Genomic DNA, 16,236 nt, shown 5'->3' with positions numbered 1-16,236 from the left:
TTACTCCTTGTCCGCCAGATTGACCACGCGGTTGGAGCGATCCACCGGGCGCACCTGCTGCCCGTCGAGAAGCACATGGACGCCAGCGGCCACCACCCAGTCGCTGGCGTTGAGGCCTTCGAGCACCGGGACGGTTTTCTCACCGAAGGCACCGACCCGCACCGGGGTCTTCTTCAGGGTGTTGTTGGCGCTGACGACCCAGACGTAGGTCACGCCGTTTTCGGCGGTCAGCGCCGACAGCGGCACAGACAGCGGCACTGACTCGGCGGTCTGCACGAATACCCGGGCACTCTGGCCCAGTTCGGCCGGAACCTTGCCGGCGTTGAAGGCGATGCGCGCGGCGAAGGTACGGGATTTCGGATCGGCAGCAGGCGACAGTTCGCGGATATGCCCGGCGAAACGCTGACCCGGTAGCGTCCACAGCTCCACCGAGACTGGCTCGCCGACCTTGAAGCGGCCGAAGTTCTGCTCCGGCAGACTGATCGACACTTCACGCTCGCCATCGGTGGCCAGGGTGAACACCGTTTGCCCGGCGGCCACCACTTGACCGACCTCGACCGCACGCTTGGCCACGACGCCGTCCTGGGGCGCACGCAACACGGCGTAGCTGGCCTGGTTACTGGAGACGTTGAATTCGGCTTTGATCTGCTTGAGACGGGCTTCGCCGGACCGGTAAAGGTTCTCGTGATTGTCGTACTGCGAGCGGCTGACCAACTGACGCTCCATCAGCGTTTTGTAGCGATCACGCTCGGCGCGCACCATATTCAGATTGGCTTCGGCGGCCGCGACCTGGGCGCGGGTGGCTTCCAGTTGCAGGCGCACGTCTTGCGGATCGAGCTCCGCCAGCGGTTGATCGGCCTTGACCCGCTGCCCCTCTTCTACCAGTCGTCGGCTGACTTTGCCGCCAATGCGGAACGCCAGGTCCGGCTCATAGCGGGCGCGGACTTCGCCGGGATAACTTTCCATCGCCTGGGACGAAGGCTCTGGCTGGACCACCATGGCCGGGCGAACGCTGACTTGGGGCGCCTCTTCGTGACCACACGCCGTCAAAAAAAACGCCAGGCTGACTGGCAACGCGAGGGGCAAGGCATAGCGGAACATGGTGAAGGACCTTTCGCTAATGGTGCTTGGAATAATTATACTGACCAGTATGTTATTAATAGCAAACTCACCAGTCCAGTAATAAAAGCGCATATGCCGAACAATCTTTCAGCACCCAGCGGACCCGGCCGCCCCAAGGATCTGGCCAAACGCCAGGCGATCCTCGACGCGGCGAAAACGCTGTTTTTGACCAAGGGATATGCCAACACCAGCATGGATGCTGTCGCCGCAGAAGCAGGCGTTTCGAAGCTGACGGTCTACAGCCATTTCAACGACAAGGAGACCCTGTTCTCCGCTGCCGTGGTGGCGAAGTGCGAGGAGCAGTTGCCGACACTGTTTTTCGAATTACCGGACGGCGTGGCGGTGGAAACCGTGCTGCTGAACATCGCCCGCGGCTTTCACGTGCTGATCAACAGCGACGAATCGGTGAACCTGCATCGCTTGATTATGACCCTGGGCACCCAGGACCCGAAACTCTCGCTGATCTTCTTCGAGGCCGGCCCCGAGCGCATGCTGCACGGCATGGAACGGCTGCTGAGCAAGATCGACCAGAGTGGCGCCTTGAGCATCGACAAGCCGCGCAATGCGGCGGAGCACTTCTTCTGCCTGCTCAAGGGCGCGGCGAATTTCCGCTTGTTGTATGGCTGTGGCGAGCCGTTGACCGATGAGGCGGCGGAGAGCCATGTGCGGGAGGTTGTGGAGTTGTTTATGCGGGCTTATCGACCTTAGCCAGTCCGAACCATTTTTGTTGTCTGGTCTGGCCCCTTCGCGAGCAGGCTCGCTCCCACACTGGATCTAAGTAACACCTCGGATCTCCTGTGGGAGCGAGCCTGCTCGCGAAAGGGGCGACACGGTCTTACGGCTTGAGTGCCTTCTTCGGGTAGATGTCATACCGACTGGACTTGCCATCCAGCGCATGACTCGGCTTCGGCCCTTCGATGCACGGCGCCTTGCGCGGGCGCTTGACCACTACGCGGTGGGTGGCCAGGGCCAATGCCGCAGCGAGCAAGGCCGGTGCATCCGGGTCATCGCCCACCAGTGGCCGGAACAGGCGCATTTCCTTCTTCACCAACGCGGTTTTCTCACGGTGCGGGAACATCGGGTCGAGGTAGATCACCTGCGGCGGCTCGCCTTCCCAGTTGCTCATCACCTCGATCGAATTGCCCTTGAGCAAACGCATGCGCGCCACGATCGGCGCCACCTCGAAATCTTCCGCGCCTCGGGCAAGGCCATCTTCGAGCAAGGCCCCGATCAACGGCTGACGCTCGATGAGGCTCATCTCGCAACCCAGGCTGGCCAACACGAACGCATCCTTGCCCAGACCCGCCGTCGCATCCAGCACCCGTGGACGCACGCCCTGGGCGATGCCGACGGCCTTGGCGATCATCTGCCCGCTGCCGCCACCGTACAACCGACGATGGGCCGCGCCGCCCTCGACGAAGTCCACCCGCACCGGCCCCGGTGCATCCGGGCCGAGCTGTTGCAGCTGCAAACCCTGGTCGCCCACCTGCAACGCAAACTCACCGTCATCCACCCGCAGCGGCAGGCCCAGGCGCTCGGCCCAGTGCTCGGCCTGTGGCTGAAAAGTCTGGTCCAGGGCTTCGACATGGATGCGGCACGCCGCCGGTTGCTCAATCATGGGAAAACACGCTCAAAAAATTAATGATCGGCAAAAACTGCCGATAACAAAACTATCGAGCATTTTGCCAGAGCTGAGCGTCGACCGAGAGAAATGTCAGACATTCAACCCACAATCACAGGTTTTATCTCGCCCTACGGCGACTACAACCTGCGAAACACCCAGGCACTGAGCGGCGTCAGCCACATCTGGCAGGATTTCTTTGCCCGAGCGCTGGCCGATCAGTCGGGTGAAGTGCTGCCTGAATCGCTGAACTTTCCACCGGTCGATATCGAAAGCCCGGTCGAACCCACCGTCGGCAGCGACCTGCTGGCGCACATCATTTCCCAGCGCGAATGCGACGTGAAGGACACCGAGATCCGCCCGCCCGAGCCGCTGTTCCTGCCGATTGCCGAATTCGAAATGGACCTGGCCGACAAGCCGTTCCCACCGTTCCCGCCGGAAGAAATCGTCGCCCAACAGAAGCAGCAGAACTTCGAAAGCGGCTGGGTGCGTCCGATTGTGCTGACCGCCGGCCAGCCTTTGCCGGAAGCCGGTCCGGCGCCGCAACCGCGTCCGCTGCACCTGCCGATCGCCGAGTTCGAACTCGACCTGTTGGACAAGCCCTTCCCGCCGTTCTCCCCTGAAGAGTTGGTGGAACAACAGAAACAACTCGATTTCGATAACGGCTGGGCACGCCCGATCATCCTGCAGAACCTGCGCCTGGCAGCCTGATCCCCAGCGACCGTCTCAGCGGCAACGCCACCACGGCCCGACGTCCAGATGAAAGTGATTGCGATGGGCGGCGTTGTAATCCGGACTCAACACCACACTGAACAGACCACAGGCGCCATCGCGGACCTGCCTTAGAAACTGCGCGTCCTGATTGTCCTTGGGCCAATCCTTGAGCACGCTGATGGAACGGCCATCGGCCAGGCGGAAGCCGGCGACATCCAGCGCATTGGCCGATGCGTGCTGACTGAGTCGACCATTCTCTCGACCATAGACATTGCGACAGGCAAAGCTGCCGAGGTGGTCGACCCGCGCCACCGCTTGCCCGTAGACAGCCTGCGCCGCCGGTTGCAGGGCGTGACGCTCGAACAGGGCAAACGACACCGCCAGGCGGCAACTGGCGAGGAAGCTGCTGCTCAGCGCCACGTCGCCGCCCTGCACGCGCAAAGCGTCAGTCAACGGACACTTGGCATCCGGGCTGGCGGCCTGTCGGGTCACGCGCAAACCGGAGCCGCTCAAGGCCTGATCACACAGTTGCGGATCGTCGCGCAGACGCATCAATTTGTAGCGGGTCAGCAGGTTCGGCGGGGCTTTCACGTCCAGCGGCGCCCAGGGATTCCATTGCGGTGGCAGCGACACCCAGCCCCGCCAGGCGCTCATCCCCACCGCCGCGATGATCGCCAACAACAGCCACCACCGAAATCGCATCGTCAGCCTTTGAAGAACTGATTGGCCTTGGCGTACGGCATGGACCGCGACGTGAACCCGAACGTGCCCGACGCCTGGATCTCTTCGGCGGCACGGTAGAACTCGCCCAGCGCCGCCAGTGCGAGCGCCGAACCGACACTGATGCGCTTGACGCCCATTTCACCCAGCTCCTGCACCGTCAGCTTCAAGCCGCCGGACATCAACACGTTCACCGGTTTTGGCGCCACGGCGCGGACCACGGCCAGCACGTCTTCAGCGCTGCGCAGACCCGGCGCGTACAACACGTCCGCGCCGGCTTCGGCGAAGGCCTGCAAGCGGCGAATGGTGTCGTCGAGATCCGGGTTGCCGTGCAGGAAATTCTCGGCCCGTGCCGTCAGCGTGAACGGGAAAGGCAAGCTGCGAGCAGCCGCGACGGCGGCTTTGATGCGCGCCACGGCATGTTCAAAGCAATAGATCGGGGTGTCTTCACGGCCAGTGAAGTCCTCGATCGAACCGCCGACGGCACCCGCTTCGGCGGCCCGCAAAAGGCTCTTGGCGCACTCGGCAGGATCATCGGCAAAACCGTTTTCCAGATCGACCGCGACCGGCAGATCGGTGGCGGCGACAATGGCCCGGACGTTGGCCAGGGTCTCGTCCAGGGTCAACCCGCCATCAGGACGTCCCTGGGAGAAAGCGTAACCGGCGCTGGTGGTCGCCAGCGCCTCGAATCCCAGGCTGGCGAGCATTTTTGCCGAGCCGGCATCCCAGGGATTGGGGATCACAAAAACGCCGTCGCGTTCGTGCAAGGCTTTGAAGGCGTGGGCTCGAAGGGTTTGCGCGTCCATTGGCAGCTCCTGGAAAAGGGGAACGAATCCGCTTTCAGAGCAGGCCAAGTTGCTCGGCGGCGGGCTCTCTGTATAGCTCAGGCAGCGCCGGCAAGCCAGGCAAACGCAGCATCAATCGGGCGTGGAAACGTTGCGCCAGCTTCGCCGCCAGCACGTTGTCGGCGGTGTGCAGGAAGATATACGGCGTGCGCCCCTCTTCGATCCACAGGGCGATTTTCTCCACCCATGGCAGCAGAAACGGGTCGTTGGCCTCAAGCGTCGGATGGCCGATGAAGCGCACTTGCGGGAACTGGGTAAACGCCGCGGGGCGTGGTGGAACCCTCGGCTTTTTCGATTGGGCGTGGAGCACCGAAGGATCGGTCGAAGTGCAACTGAACAACGCGCGCGGATCGAGGCAGATGCGCTCGACGCCACGGTCCAGCAGCAGGCGATTGAGCATCCGCTCACTGTCGCCCTTGGCGAAGAAATCATCGTGCCGAACTTCCACCGCCAGGGGGCGCTGCAGGGCATCGATGAAACTGGCCAGTTCGGGCAAACGTTGTGGCGTGAAGCTTTTCGACAGCTGCAACCACAGCGGCGACACCCGCTCACCGAGGGGACTGAGCAATTGGGTGAAGGTGTCGGCGGCGGTCAGTTGCTCGCGCAGGTCGCCGCCGTGGCTGATGTCACCGGGGAACTTGGCGGTGAAGCGAAAGTACCCGGGCATGGTTTCGGCCCAACGCTGCACGGTACTGGCAGCCGGGCTGGCGTAGAAGGTCGTGTTGCCTTCCACGGCATTGAATACCTGGGAATAGAGATCGAGAAATTCGGCGGGCCTGGCATCTGGCGGATAAAGATATTCGCGCCAGGCGTTTTCACTCCAGGACGGGCAACCGAGGTAGTAAGGCAGCATCAGATGTACAGGTCGAGCCCCATGACCTCAGCATCCCAGTCGACGAAACCGGCGGTACTGAGATAGCTGGCCAGGGCCATCGCCACGCTTTTGCTCATGGCGCGGTGGTAAAGCATGTCCTGCTGACGGGCGGGCAGGTTGCTCAGGCGTTGCGCGGAAGCCTTGGCGCGGGCGGCCAGTTGCTCTTCGGACGGAAACTCCAGCTCGCCGTCGATATCGACGGACTCGTCTTCCACCACAGGGCCTTTGCGAGGCTTGCGCTTGATGGGGTAGGACTGAGAGGAAATGCCGTCTATACGCATAAATGCATGCTCGGTATCAGTGATGGCAGTTTAGTGGCGCACAACCCACTTCGCAAACCGCCGAGTGATAACTAGAACACATAAAAGGCAAAAGGTTTAAAAGCTGGGGTTAGAAAACGACGATTGGTGACTATCAGAAAGAAAGCTTTCGCGAGCAGGCTCCCTCCCACAAGGAAAAGCGCAGATCCTGTGGGAGCGAGCCTGCTCGCGAAGGGTTCACCGCAGTATCGAGAATCAACGCGCCTTGGGCGTCGCTACCTTGTCCCGCAGATAAACCGGCTGCGCCTCATCGGCGACGATTGCTTCACCCCGTTCCCAGGCAAAACGCGCCAGGGTCAACAGGTCTTCGGCATGGGGCAACATGCCCGCGTCCTGGCCGCTCAAGCTGACGGCGATGCGTTCGCCATAGCCCCAACCGGTGCCCGCACCGAACCATTCGCCGCTGACGTCGGCCGGTAGTGCGGCCACTTCCGGTGGCAGCACCGCTTCGTGGCCGACCAGTCGCATTTCCCCCGCCGTCTCGCGGTAGCAGCCCCAATACACCTCATCCATGCGTGCATCAATGGCCGCCGCGACCTGAGTGGCGCCATGTTCGCGGTAAGCGCGCTGGGCCAATACAGCGAGGTTGGACACCGGCAGCACCGGGCGATCCAGGGCGAACGCCAAACCCTGCACCACACCGATGGCAATACGCACGCCGGTGAAGGCACCCGGGCCGCGCCCGAACGCGATGGCATCCACCGCTTGCAGGGTGGTGCCGGCGTCGGCCAGCAATTGCTGGATCATCGGCAGCAACTTCTGCGCATGCAGGCGCGGGATCACCTCGTAATGGCTCGTGACCTTGCCGTCATGCAGCAAGGCAACGGAGCAAGCTTCAGTCGCGGTGTCCAGGGCCAGCAAGGTGCTCATCGATGTTTCCGTAAGAGAGGTCAGAAAAAAGTGCGTCAGTATAAACAACTACGGCCCGCAAGCGGGCCGTGGATGATAAAGCCGATCAGACTTTTCAGCTCAGTGCTTCAAGCACCTTGCCGGTGATCGCTTCAACCGAGCCTACGCCAGGGATGTGGCTGTACTTCGGCTTGCCTTGGGCGGCGGACAGCTTCTGGTAGAAATCAACCAGCGGCTTGGTCTGCGAATGGTAGACCGACAGGCGATGACGCACGGTTTCTTCGGTGTCGTCCTTGCGCTGCACCAGTTCTTCACCGGTGATGTCGTCCTTGCCAGCGATTTTCGGCGGGTTGTAGACGGTGTGGTACACGCGGCCGCTGGCCTCGTGAACACGGCGGCCGGCGATACGCTGAACGATTTCTTCGTCATCGACGGCGATCTCGACCACTGCATCCAGCTCGACGCCAGCCGTCACCAGGGCTTCAGCCTGAGGAATGGTGCGCGGGAAACCGTCGAACAGGAAACCGTTGGCGCAGTCAGACTGGGCGATGCGATCTTTGACCAGCGCGATGATCAGGTCATCGGACACCAGGCCGCCGGCATCCATGATGCCCTTGGCCTTGAGGCCCAGCTCGGTGCCGGCCTTGACTGCCGCACGCAGCATGTCGCCAGTGGAGATTTGCGGAATGCCGAATTTCTCGGTGATGAACTTAGCCTGAGTACCTTTACCGGCCCCGGGAGCTCCCAGCAGAATGACGCGCATCGATGTGCTCCTCAATTTTTTATATAGATAACGTCAGATTCGCCTCGTGGGGCCAATCTCAAAAATAGGGTCGTGACCGCCCAAACGGCCAAAGGCTGATCAAGATACACAGCAGGCTGCGCCCACACAAGCCGCCAAAAGTCGGAGAAACCGCAGGGTCTTGTGACCTTTTGGTGCGGTTCCCCAAGTCGCAACCCCATCATTAACTGTCGCCTGGCCGCACTTTTCTGCCTGCCATCGAACGGCACCCGACGCCTGCATCGGATGCCAGTCCCCCACGGCAAAAACCTTAGCCGGTATTACGCAAACCGGCGGCAATCCCCGCCACAGACACCAGCAGCGCCTGTTCCACCGGGCTGCCCTGCGCCACTTCCTGTTGCCGCGAACGGGCCAGCAACTCGGCCTGCAATAGATGAAGCGGATCGAGGTAGGTGTTGCGCAGACGGATGAATTCCAGGGTGTCTGGGCTATGTGCCAGTAGCTGCGACTGACCGGTCATCCCCAGGACGATCGAGCACGCCTGCGACAATAGGTCGCGTAAGTGCGCACCCAAAGGCAGCAAGTGCGGCTCGACCAGACGCTCGTCGTAGGATCGGGCGATATCCGCGTCAGCCTTGGCCAGCACCATCTCCAGCATGTCGATGCGCGTGCGGAAGAACGGCCATTGCTCGCGCATTTGCCCCAACAGCTCACCTTCGCCACGCTCCAGAGCCTTGCTCAGGGCCGCTTCCCAGCCGAGCCAGGCCGGCAGCATCAGGCGAGTCTGGGTCCAGCCGAAGATCCACGGGATCGCCCGCAGGCTTTCGATCCCTCCGGCCCGGCGCTTGGCCGGACGGCTGCCCAGCGGCAGGCGCCCGAGCTCCTGTTCCGGGGTCGACTGGCGGAAGTACTCGACGAACTGCGGATTTTCCCGCACCACGGCGCGGTAAGCGCTGACACCGTCGGCGGCCAATTCGTCCATCAGATGGCGCCATTCCGGCGTTGGCGGCGGCGGTGGCAACAGGGTCGCTTCGAGTACCGCGGCCAGATACAGATTGAGGTTTTGCTCGGCGATGTCCGGCAGGCCGAATTTGAATCGAATCATTTCCCCCTGCTCGGTGGTGCGGAAACGCCCCGCCACCGAACCCGGTGGCTGCGACAGAATCGCCGCGTGGGCCGGGCCGCCGCCACGGCCCACGGTGCCACCGCGACCGTGGAACAACAGCAGCTCCACCTGTTGCTCGCGGCAGATGTCCACCAGGCGCTCCTGCGCCCGATATTGCGCCCAGGCTGCCGCGGTGGTGCCGGCATCCTTGGCCGAGTCGGAGTAGCCGATCATCACTTCCTGCGGCCCTTGCAAGCGCGAGCGATAGCCCGGCAGCAGCAACAGTTTTTCGATCACAGGCCCAGCGTTGTCGAGGTCGGCCAGGGTTTCGAACAGCGGTACCACGCGCATCGGCCGCAACACACCCGACTCTTTGAGCAGCAGTTGCACCGCCAGCACATCGGAAGCGGCACCGGCCATGGAGATGACGTACGAACCGAGGGACGCCGCCGGCGCGGCAGCGATTTCCCGGCAAGTGGCCAACACTTCGGCGGTGTCGGCGGACGGTTTGTAGTGAGCCGGCAGCAAGGGGCGACGGTTGTTCAGTTCGCGGGTCAGGAACGCGATGCGCTCGTCTTCGCTCCAGTCCTCGTAACGACCCAGGCCGAGGTAATCGGTGATTTCAGTCATCGCCGAGCTGTGCCGCGACGAGTCCTGACGCACATCGAGGCGCACCAGGAACAGGCCGAACGTCACGGCGCGACGCAGACAATCGAGCAGCGGACCGTCGGCAATCACACCCATGCCGCACTCATGCAACGACTGGTAGCACAGCTCCAGCGGATCGAGCAGGTCGCGGTTGTTTTGCAGCACGTCGACGGGCGCAGGCGTAGGCGCCGTCAACGCGGTATGGGCCCAGTTGCGCGTGGCGCGCAGGCGGTCACGCAACTGTTTGAGTACGGCACGATAGGGCTCTGCACTGTCCCCCGCCTTGGTCTTCAGTGCATCACTGGCCTGTTGCATCGACAAATCGGCCGCGAGTTGATCGACATCGCGCAGGTACAGATCGGCCGCCATCCAGCGCGCCAACAGCAAGACTTCGCGGGTGACAGCCGCCGTGACGTTGGGGTTGCCATCGCGATCGCCGCCCATCCACGAGGCGAAGCGAATCGGCGCGGCTTCCAGCGGCAAGCGCAGGCCGGTGGCGGCGTACAAGGCCTGGTCGGCCTTGCGCAGGTAATTGGGGATGGCGTGCCACAGCGAGTGTTCGATCACCGCAAAGCCCCACTTGGCTTCGTCGACCGGTGTCGGACGGGTGCGGCGGATTTCTTCGGTGTGCCAGGCCTCGGCGATCAGGCGTTGCAAGGTCGACTTGATCTGCTCACGCTCGGCACTGGTCAGGTCGCGGTGGTCTTGGGCCGCCAGTTGCGCGGCAATGGCGTCGTATTTCTGGATCAGCGTGCGACGCGCGACTTCGGTGGGGTGAGCCGTGAGAACAAGCTCGATTTCCAGCCGGCCCAGCTGCCGGGCCAGGGATTCGGTGCCATGACCTTCAGCGAGCAGGCGAGCGAGCAACTCCGGGAGGACACGCGCTTCGAACGGCGCGGGTTGCGACTCTTCGCGGCGGTGAATCAACTGGTATTGCTCGGCGATGTTGGCCAGGTTGAGGAACTGGTTGAACGCCCGCGCCACCGGCAGCAATTCGTCTTCAGTCAACTGATTGAGACTGGCACTCAGCTCGGCGTCCATGGAACCGCGACGGTCCGCCTTGGCGCCCTTGCGGATCTGCTCGATCTTGTCGAGGAAGCCGTCCCCGTACTGTTCGCGAATGGTGTTGCCCAACAGCTCACCCAGCAGGTGAACGTCTTCGCGCAAGCGTGCATCAATATCGGTCATCAGCAGTTCTCCAGCAAAGAATCCGGGCGGCCAGGAACCCCAAGAGTGCCGCTCCAGGCCGGTTCTTACAACCCAGACGACGAAGGGTCTTTAAACCTTCAAGGCAGAAGCTAGTCTCAACAATAAGCCGTACAACGGCTTTCGCCGGCCAACGCCGGACGCCAACCGACCTGCCACGAGCAGGCGTGCCATGAGGTCATTATGAAAATCCGCGAGCTTGCCCATCACTGGGAAGAAAACGCCAAGGGTCGCCTGACCGACACCGGCTACTCGATTCATCTTGATGTTGAAGCGGCCGCCAGGCTGGCAGCGATCGTTGATATGTACCCCAAGCGGCAACCCGAAGAACTGCTCGGCGAACTGATTGGCGCCGCCCTGGAAGAACTGGAAAAAAGCTTCCCCTACGTGAAAGGCCCGACGGTGGTCGCCACGGATGAAGAAGGCGATCCACTGTACGAAGACATCGGTCCGACCCCGAGATTTCTCGCGCTGTCCCGTCGGCATTTGCATGATTTGTCGGCGGGTCACGACAAGCAAAAACACTGACACCCCCATGAAAATCTGTGGGAGCGAGCCTGCTCGCGAAGGCGTCGTGTCAGTCGATATCAATACCGGCTGACAGTACGCCTTCGCGAGCAGGCTCGCTCCCACAATGGTCAACTCCTCCCTCAAGAACCCTCTCCAGTCGCTCAAAAGTTTTCCGACGCTGAGCCAATTTCTCTGAACTTTTAAAAAATGCCCCGGGTCCACCGAGTAACCACGCCTGGGACGGCCGTTTCAAAATGCCCCCGAAATGAAGGTTGCGGCTCCTTGCCCAGGATGGATTTTTTAGTTGTTCAGGAGTTAGCCCAATGGAGTTGAAAACCATGAAAACCCGCACTGGCAAATCCTCGTTCACACCGCTGCACGGCCTGAAAATGGCTGCGTTGGTCATCGGCGGCAGCCTGATGCTGGCCGGATGTGCCGGCAACCCTCCCACCGAACAATTCGCCGTCACCGAGTCAGCGGTCAATAACGCCGTCAGCGCCGGCGGCACCGAATTCGCCGCCGTGGAAATGAAGGCGGCGCAAGACAAGTTGAAACAAGCCGAAATCGCCATGCACGACAAAAAGTATGACCAGGCGAAAACCCTGGCCGAACAGGCTGAGTGGGACGCCCGGGTCGCCGAGCGCAAGGCCCAGGCGATGAAAGCCGAACAGGCTGTGAAGGACTCTCGACAAGGGGTTCAGGAACTGCGTCAGGAAAGCCAGCGCACCGTTCAGTAACGGCGCGGCATGACGTATCTCTTCTCGACTAAAAAGGACGAAACCATGATGAATTCCAAACATTTGATGATCCCTGCCCTGCTGGCCGCCAGCGTCGCCCTGGCGGCGTGTTCCACGCCACCAAACGCCAACCTTGAACAGGCCCGCACCAACTACAGCGCCCTGCAAGCCAACCCGCAGGCAAGCAAAGTCGCGGCGCTGGAAACCAAGGAAGCCAGCGATTACCTGGACAAGGCCGACAAGGCTTATCTGGACAAAGAAGATCAGTCCAAGGTCGATCAGCTGGCGTATCTGACCAACCAGCGTGTGGAAGTGGCGAAACAGACAATCGCCCTGCGCACCGCCGAGGCCAACCTGAAAAACGCTTCCGCGCAACGGGCCCAGGCTCGGCTGGATGCTCGTGACCAACAGATCAAACAACTGCAAGCCAGCCTCAACGCCAAACAGACCGATCGCGGCACGCTGGTGACCTTCGGTGACGTGCTGTTCGCCACCGACAAGGCCGAGCTGAAATCCAACGGTCTGATGAACATCAACAAACTGGCGCAATACCTCCAGGAAAACCCCGACCGCAAGGTGATCGTCGAGGGCTATACCGACAGCACCGGTACGGCGTCGCACAACCAGTCCCTCTCGGAACGCCGCGCCAGCTCCGTGCGCACAGCACTGGTGAAAATGGGCGTTGATCCGGCGCGCATCGTTGCCCAAGGTTATGGTAAGGAGTATCCGGTGGCGGATAACAGCAGCGTCTCGGGGCGCGCACAGAATCGTCGGGTGGAAGTGACGATTTCCAATGACAACCAGCCGGTGATTCCGCGGTCGGCGGTGAGTTCGAACTAAATTACTGAGTAGCCCAAAAGCCCCGCCTGATCTGATCAGGCGGGGCTTTTGGGTTATGGGAGGCTATCTACCATTCGTCGCAACCTGTCATTTATGCCAGTAGCCGTCGCGAAATTTCCGAAGTATCACTGACGCTCCAACACAAATCTCGGGCATCAAGGAGCGTAGACATGCGAGCACGGACCTTTCTCTCAACGCTATGTACGGCAATAGCCTTGGTCGGTTGCACGCAAATCGACAAACCAAAAACAACCCATTCACCTGTCAGCGAATTGGTCTATGACGAAAGGGGCCATACCCAGTGACGTTCCGTTGCCGAAATCGGGGGTCAATCAGCGTCCGGTAGTGGGAACTAAAACCCTTTTGGTTACCGTTACCCACTGGCGGGATGGAGACACTCTGAACTTTCCATTGATTCAAAAACATACTGTATCCAACGATCCTGACGCACTGCCGGCTTATATCCGGGCAGCCTCAAATGGAAAGCTCACATTAGCGGGAAAGATTATCGAATATACATCCGGCCCTCGTCCGTACGAATGCATTTACAGACCCGAAGACCCCAATCAGGAATGGCCACCGTTGCCGATCCGCCTGGCAGACACAGAGGGGAAAAAAGCGGCGGAGGCACACGGAATAAATCGCGATAAATTCGACTATTTAATTAGCGTAATTGATTGTGGAGGAAGTGGATCGGCTTGGCAGCCTGGGAGATTCGTGGGCGTATATGGCCAGTCAGGCATTGCTCACATATACAAGCATGAATTCGGACACAGCCTTGGGTACGGCCATGGAGCCACATACACCCAATGTCCTACGCCAAGTGGTGTGGTATCGGCTCCGGGCTCTTGCCAGAAAGTCGATTATGGCGATACCGGGGATACATTATCAGGTGGAGGCACGCTCTACCCCGCGAACTTCCGTTGGTTCTCCGGATGGCTGGATAGCTCCCAAGCAACGGTCATCGAGAAAACCGGCCTTTATCGCTTGGCAAAACTCGGTAGTGAGGGCCCACAGCTCTACCTCATCAATCGAACCGGATTGGATCCTACTCAATTGGCCCTCGAATACCGTAAGCCCACCCCGTTCGATAATTTTCCTTACGATGATAATCGCGTGAACGGTGTTTGGATCAGATACACCACGATGGGGCAAGTCGCTTCAAACATACAAGTCGATGGCACACCGCAAACGCCCGAGACGACTGATCCGACATTTCTTCCCGGTAAAACTCTGTTCGATCCAGTAGCGAAGATCTCCGTAACGGTATGTAGTGCGGACATGCATGGCGCCACAATGGCGGTAACAGTTAACGGCGAGTCACGACCAAGTTGCACTCCAACGTTGACCGCACCGAGTGTTTCCACTCCGCGTCATAATCAGCGAGTTGGTTATAGACCCATAATGACAGGGACGGGAATGCCGGGTACAACTGTAAAAATTGAAAGGATCAGAGATGGTTATTTAGTCGGCGTAGTTGGGTCCGCTATTGTTGGAGCAGATGGCAAATGGTCGGCACAGATCGATCAGCCCTTGGCTGCCGGGCTGCAGCAAATAGCAACCTATTCAACCAATGCAGGGAGCCCTGACTCCAGCAACGTTTCTTCTGCGGAATTCACCGTCGTGGATACACCAGATGGCCCAACAGTTAACGGCTCAGGTGCAGACACAACAGGGCCCTACCCTACGTTCTCTGGAACGGGCTTACCGGGCGCCATAGTCTCTGTATCAAAGATCTACCTCGGGCTTAACTGGGGTGTTGTCGCGACAGCGTTGGTGAATGAAGAAGGAAAGTGGTCCACGCAGAGTCAAGTGGAATACGCACCCGGAACTTACGCTTCAGGCGTTTTTCAAAAGAATGGAGACAAAAAATCCGGGAGCCAAATCTTTGGACTTTTTGAGGTTAAAGCGACATCTCAACAAGCCTCCTTCGATGTTTCGAAGCAGAAAAACCAAGCAGAAAAAGCAACGTCACCTCAGTGATCAATGGGTAAGTGACGAGAGAGTGGCTCTCGTCACATACCATTAGCTATTTCGATCTCAGTTTTCCAGTTTCGGCGTTTCCTGCCCCATGCAACGCACTGCTTTCTTGCGGTCGTTGACCAACACCCCAGTCAAACCTTTCTGCTCGGTATCAAACAACACCAACACTCCATCAATGCACTGCGCCACTTGCGCCGCCGGCTCCAGGGAGACTTTGTAGTCTTCGCCCGGCACGGTCTTGAGCATGGTGAATTCGTTGAGCAGCAACGCATCCTCGGGTTTGGCGAAGTGCAGGTAGCCGTACCACCACAAGGCACCGACGGTGCCGAGGATGCTGCAGATACCGGTGATAATCAGCGGGATGGCGTTACGTTCTTCACTCATTGCGGACTCTCTGGTGGTTCGTCTTCAGAATTTTGGGGCGCCGGGTAATTGGGGATTTCACCCAGGCGGCGCAGGCCGTTGAAATGTTGCGGGTCATCAAGATAACGCAGCATGACTTTGCGCCAGACCGGGTCGGCGAAGGTCTGCACGTGCCCGCCCCGGGTCGGTTGCAGGACACGCGGCGGCGGCGCAGCTTGATACAGTCGGATGCCGTTTGAAAGGGGCACGATCGGATCATCGATGCTGTGGTAGATCAATTTCGGCACGCCGTTGAGCTGTGCCATGGAATTGATCGCGCTGTCACCATCCGGAACCAGCCACGACAGCGGTACCTGAAAGGCCCAGAACACCCATGAATTGCTCAGTGCATACCGACCGACACTGCGATAGCTGGCGGGCACGCCGTCGAGGACAACGGCCTTGAGTTGTTTCTGCCGCTCGGGGTGTTGAACCAGGTAGTGCACGGCCATCGAACCGCCGAGGCTCTGGCCGAGCAGGATCAGCGGTTTGCCCTTGACCTCGGGCGCCTGGTCGAGCCATTTGAACGCGGCGTCGATGTCCTGATAGATCGCCGGCAGGCTGGGCTCGCCTTCGGACAGTCCGTAACCGCGATAGTCCACCAGCAGTACTTGATAGCCCTGCTTGGGCAACCACCAACTCCCGCCCAGATGCATCGGCAGGTTGCCGCCGTTGCCGTGCAGGTGCAGCACGGTGCCCTTGACCTCGACGCCTTTTTTCGCCGGCAACCACCAGGCGTGCAGCCTGACGCCGTCGGCGGTGGTCAGGGTGACGTCGCGGTATTCGAGCTTGGCCTTTTCCGGGGTGAACAGCTGGCCGGGTTCGGGGTAGAACAGCAATGAGCTGCAACCGCTCAGGGTCAGGAGAAGGCAGAGGATGCCGAGGATTCTCATCCGTTGAAACCTCGCGAATTAGGGGGTAAACACGAAACCCTGTGGGAGCGAGCCTGCTCGCGAAAGCGGTGCGTCATTCAGCATTGATGTTGACTGGTATGCCGC

General features: G+C 60.4%; 17 protein-coding genes. 6 read left to right on the top strand and 11 right to left on the bottom strand.

The annotated features are described in order from the left end of the window. Positions 1-1,101, bottom strand: coding sequence for an efflux RND transporter periplasmic adaptor subunit (locus HNQ83_RS10975; RefSeq protein WP_175388970.1), 1,101 nt, complete (start codon positions 1,099-1,101; stop codon positions 1-3). Positions 1,102-1,194: 93 nt separating this feature from the next. Here HNQ83_RS10975 and HNQ83_RS10970 point away from each other — a divergent pair, with 93 nt between their 5' ends. Beyond that, positions 1,195-1,830: a TetR/AcrR family transcriptional regulator gene (locus HNQ83_RS10970; RefSeq protein WP_175388969.1), complete on the top strand. Its 636-nt coding sequence runs from the start codon at positions 1,195-1,197 to the stop codon at positions 1,828-1,830. Between the two features lie 127 nt (positions 1,831-1,957). Here HNQ83_RS10970 and HNQ83_RS10965 read toward each other — a convergent pair whose 3' ends face one another. Next, positions 1,958-2,740, bottom strand: coding sequence for a class I SAM-dependent methyltransferase (locus tag HNQ83_RS10965; RefSeq protein ID WP_178131929.1), 783 nt, complete (start codon positions 2,738-2,740; stop codon positions 1,958-1,960). Positions 2,741-2,833: 93 nt separating this feature from the next. Here HNQ83_RS10965 and HNQ83_RS10960 point away from each other — a divergent pair, with 93 nt between their 5' ends. Continuing rightward, a complete protein-coding gene (locus HNQ83_RS10960) occupies positions 2,834-3,454 on the top strand; it encodes an energy transducer TonB (protein WP_175388968.1) in 621 nt (206 codons plus the stop codon). A 15-nt stretch (positions 3,455-3,469) separates the two neighbouring features. On the opposite strand, the gene HNQ83_RS10955 is transcribed toward HNQ83_RS10960, so the two are convergent. The 7 genes from HNQ83_RS10955 to ppc form a co-directional block, all read right to left on the bottom strand. After that, positions 3,470-4,159, bottom strand: a complete 690-nt coding sequence (locus HNQ83_RS10955) for an extensin family protein (protein ID WP_175388967.1) — start codon at positions 4,157-4,159, stop codon at positions 3,470-3,472. Between the two features lie 2 nt (positions 4,160-4,161). Beyond that, positions 4,162-4,983: an oxaloacetate decarboxylase gene (locus HNQ83_RS10950; protein ID WP_175388966.1), complete on the bottom strand. Its 822-nt coding sequence runs from the start codon at positions 4,981-4,983 to the stop codon at positions 4,162-4,164. A gap of 34 nt (positions 4,984-5,017) precedes the next feature. Continuing rightward, positions 5,018-5,878, bottom strand: a complete 861-nt coding sequence (locus tag HNQ83_RS10945) for a DUF72 domain-containing protein (protein WP_175389045.1) — start codon at positions 5,876-5,878, stop codon at positions 5,018-5,020. Beyond that, entirely contained in the window at positions 5,875-6,177 is a 303-nt protein-coding gene (locus HNQ83_RS10940) for a hypothetical protein (protein ID WP_175388965.1), read from the bottom strand. Before HNQ83_RS10940 ends, HNQ83_RS10945 begins: the two co-directional genes overlap by 4 nt. A gap of 234 nt (positions 6,178-6,411) precedes the next feature. Next, positions 6,412-7,086, bottom strand: a complete 675-nt coding sequence (gene tsaB / locus HNQ83_RS10935; RefSeq protein WP_175388964.1) for a tRNA (adenosine(37)-N6)-threonylcarbamoyltransferase complex dimerization subunit type 1 TsaB — start codon at positions 7,084-7,086, stop codon at positions 6,412-6,414. A gap of 94 nt (positions 7,087-7,180) precedes the next feature. Then, entirely contained in the window at positions 7,181-7,828 is a 648-nt protein-coding gene (gene adk, locus HNQ83_RS10930; protein WP_175388963.1) for an adenylate kinase, read from the bottom strand. 289 nt (positions 7,829-8,117) lie between these two features. After that, entirely contained in the window at positions 8,118-10,748 is a 2,631-nt protein-coding gene (ppc, locus tag HNQ83_RS10925; protein ID WP_175388962.1) for a phosphoenolpyruvate carboxylase, read from the bottom strand. A gap of 201 nt (positions 10,749-10,949) precedes the next feature. On the opposite strand from ppc, the gene HNQ83_RS10920 reads away from it, so the two are divergent. From HNQ83_RS10920 to HNQ83_RS10905, 4 genes are all read left to right on the top strand, one after another. Continuing rightward, positions 10,950-11,294 (top strand): pilin assembly protein, encoded by a 345-nt coding sequence (locus tag HNQ83_RS10920; protein ID WP_175388961.1) that lies wholly within the window; start codon positions 10,950-10,952, stop codon positions 11,292-11,294. A gap of 305 nt (positions 11,295-11,599) precedes the next feature. Then, on the top strand, positions 11,600-12,013 hold the full coding sequence (locus HNQ83_RS10915; RefSeq protein WP_175388960.1) for a DUF4398 domain-containing protein: 414 nt from the start codon (positions 11,600-11,602) through the stop codon (positions 12,011-12,013). A gap of 48 nt (positions 12,014-12,061) precedes the next feature. Next, complete coding sequence (locus HNQ83_RS10910) at positions 12,062-12,853, top strand: OmpA family protein (RefSeq protein WP_175389044.1); 792 nt, start codon at positions 12,062-12,064, stop codon at positions 12,851-12,853. A gap of 363 nt (positions 12,854-13,216) precedes the next feature. Next, a complete protein-coding gene (locus HNQ83_RS10905; protein WP_175388959.1) occupies positions 13,217-14,836 on the top strand; it encodes a transposase in 1,620 nt (539 codons plus the stop codon). Positions 14,837-14,893: 57 nt separating this feature from the next. Here the strand turns inward: HNQ83_RS10905 and HNQ83_RS10900 are convergent, their stop codons facing one another. Together HNQ83_RS10900 and HNQ83_RS10895 are read right to left on the bottom strand one after the other, a co-directional pair. Continuing rightward, positions 14,894-15,220 carry a hypothetical protein gene (locus HNQ83_RS10900; protein WP_175388958.1) on the bottom strand — a complete coding sequence of 109 codons (327 nt, stop codon included), beginning with the start codon at positions 15,218-15,220 and terminating at the stop codon, positions 14,894-14,896. Beyond that, a complete protein-coding gene (locus tag HNQ83_RS10895; RefSeq protein ID WP_175388957.1) occupies positions 15,217-16,131 on the bottom strand; it encodes an alpha/beta hydrolase in 915 nt (304 codons plus the stop codon). The genes HNQ83_RS10900 and HNQ83_RS10895 overlap by 4 nt, the downstream gene beginning before the upstream one ends. Positions 16,132-16,236 lie beyond the last annotated feature (105 nt).

Source organism: Pseudomonas sp. C2B4, assembly GCF_013359695.1.
Lineage (GTDB): Bacteria > Pseudomonadota > Gammaproteobacteria > Pseudomonadales > Pseudomonadaceae > Aquipseudomonas.
Note: the sequence above shows the minus strand (reverse complement) of the source record. Positions and strands in the feature narration are given on the sequence as shown.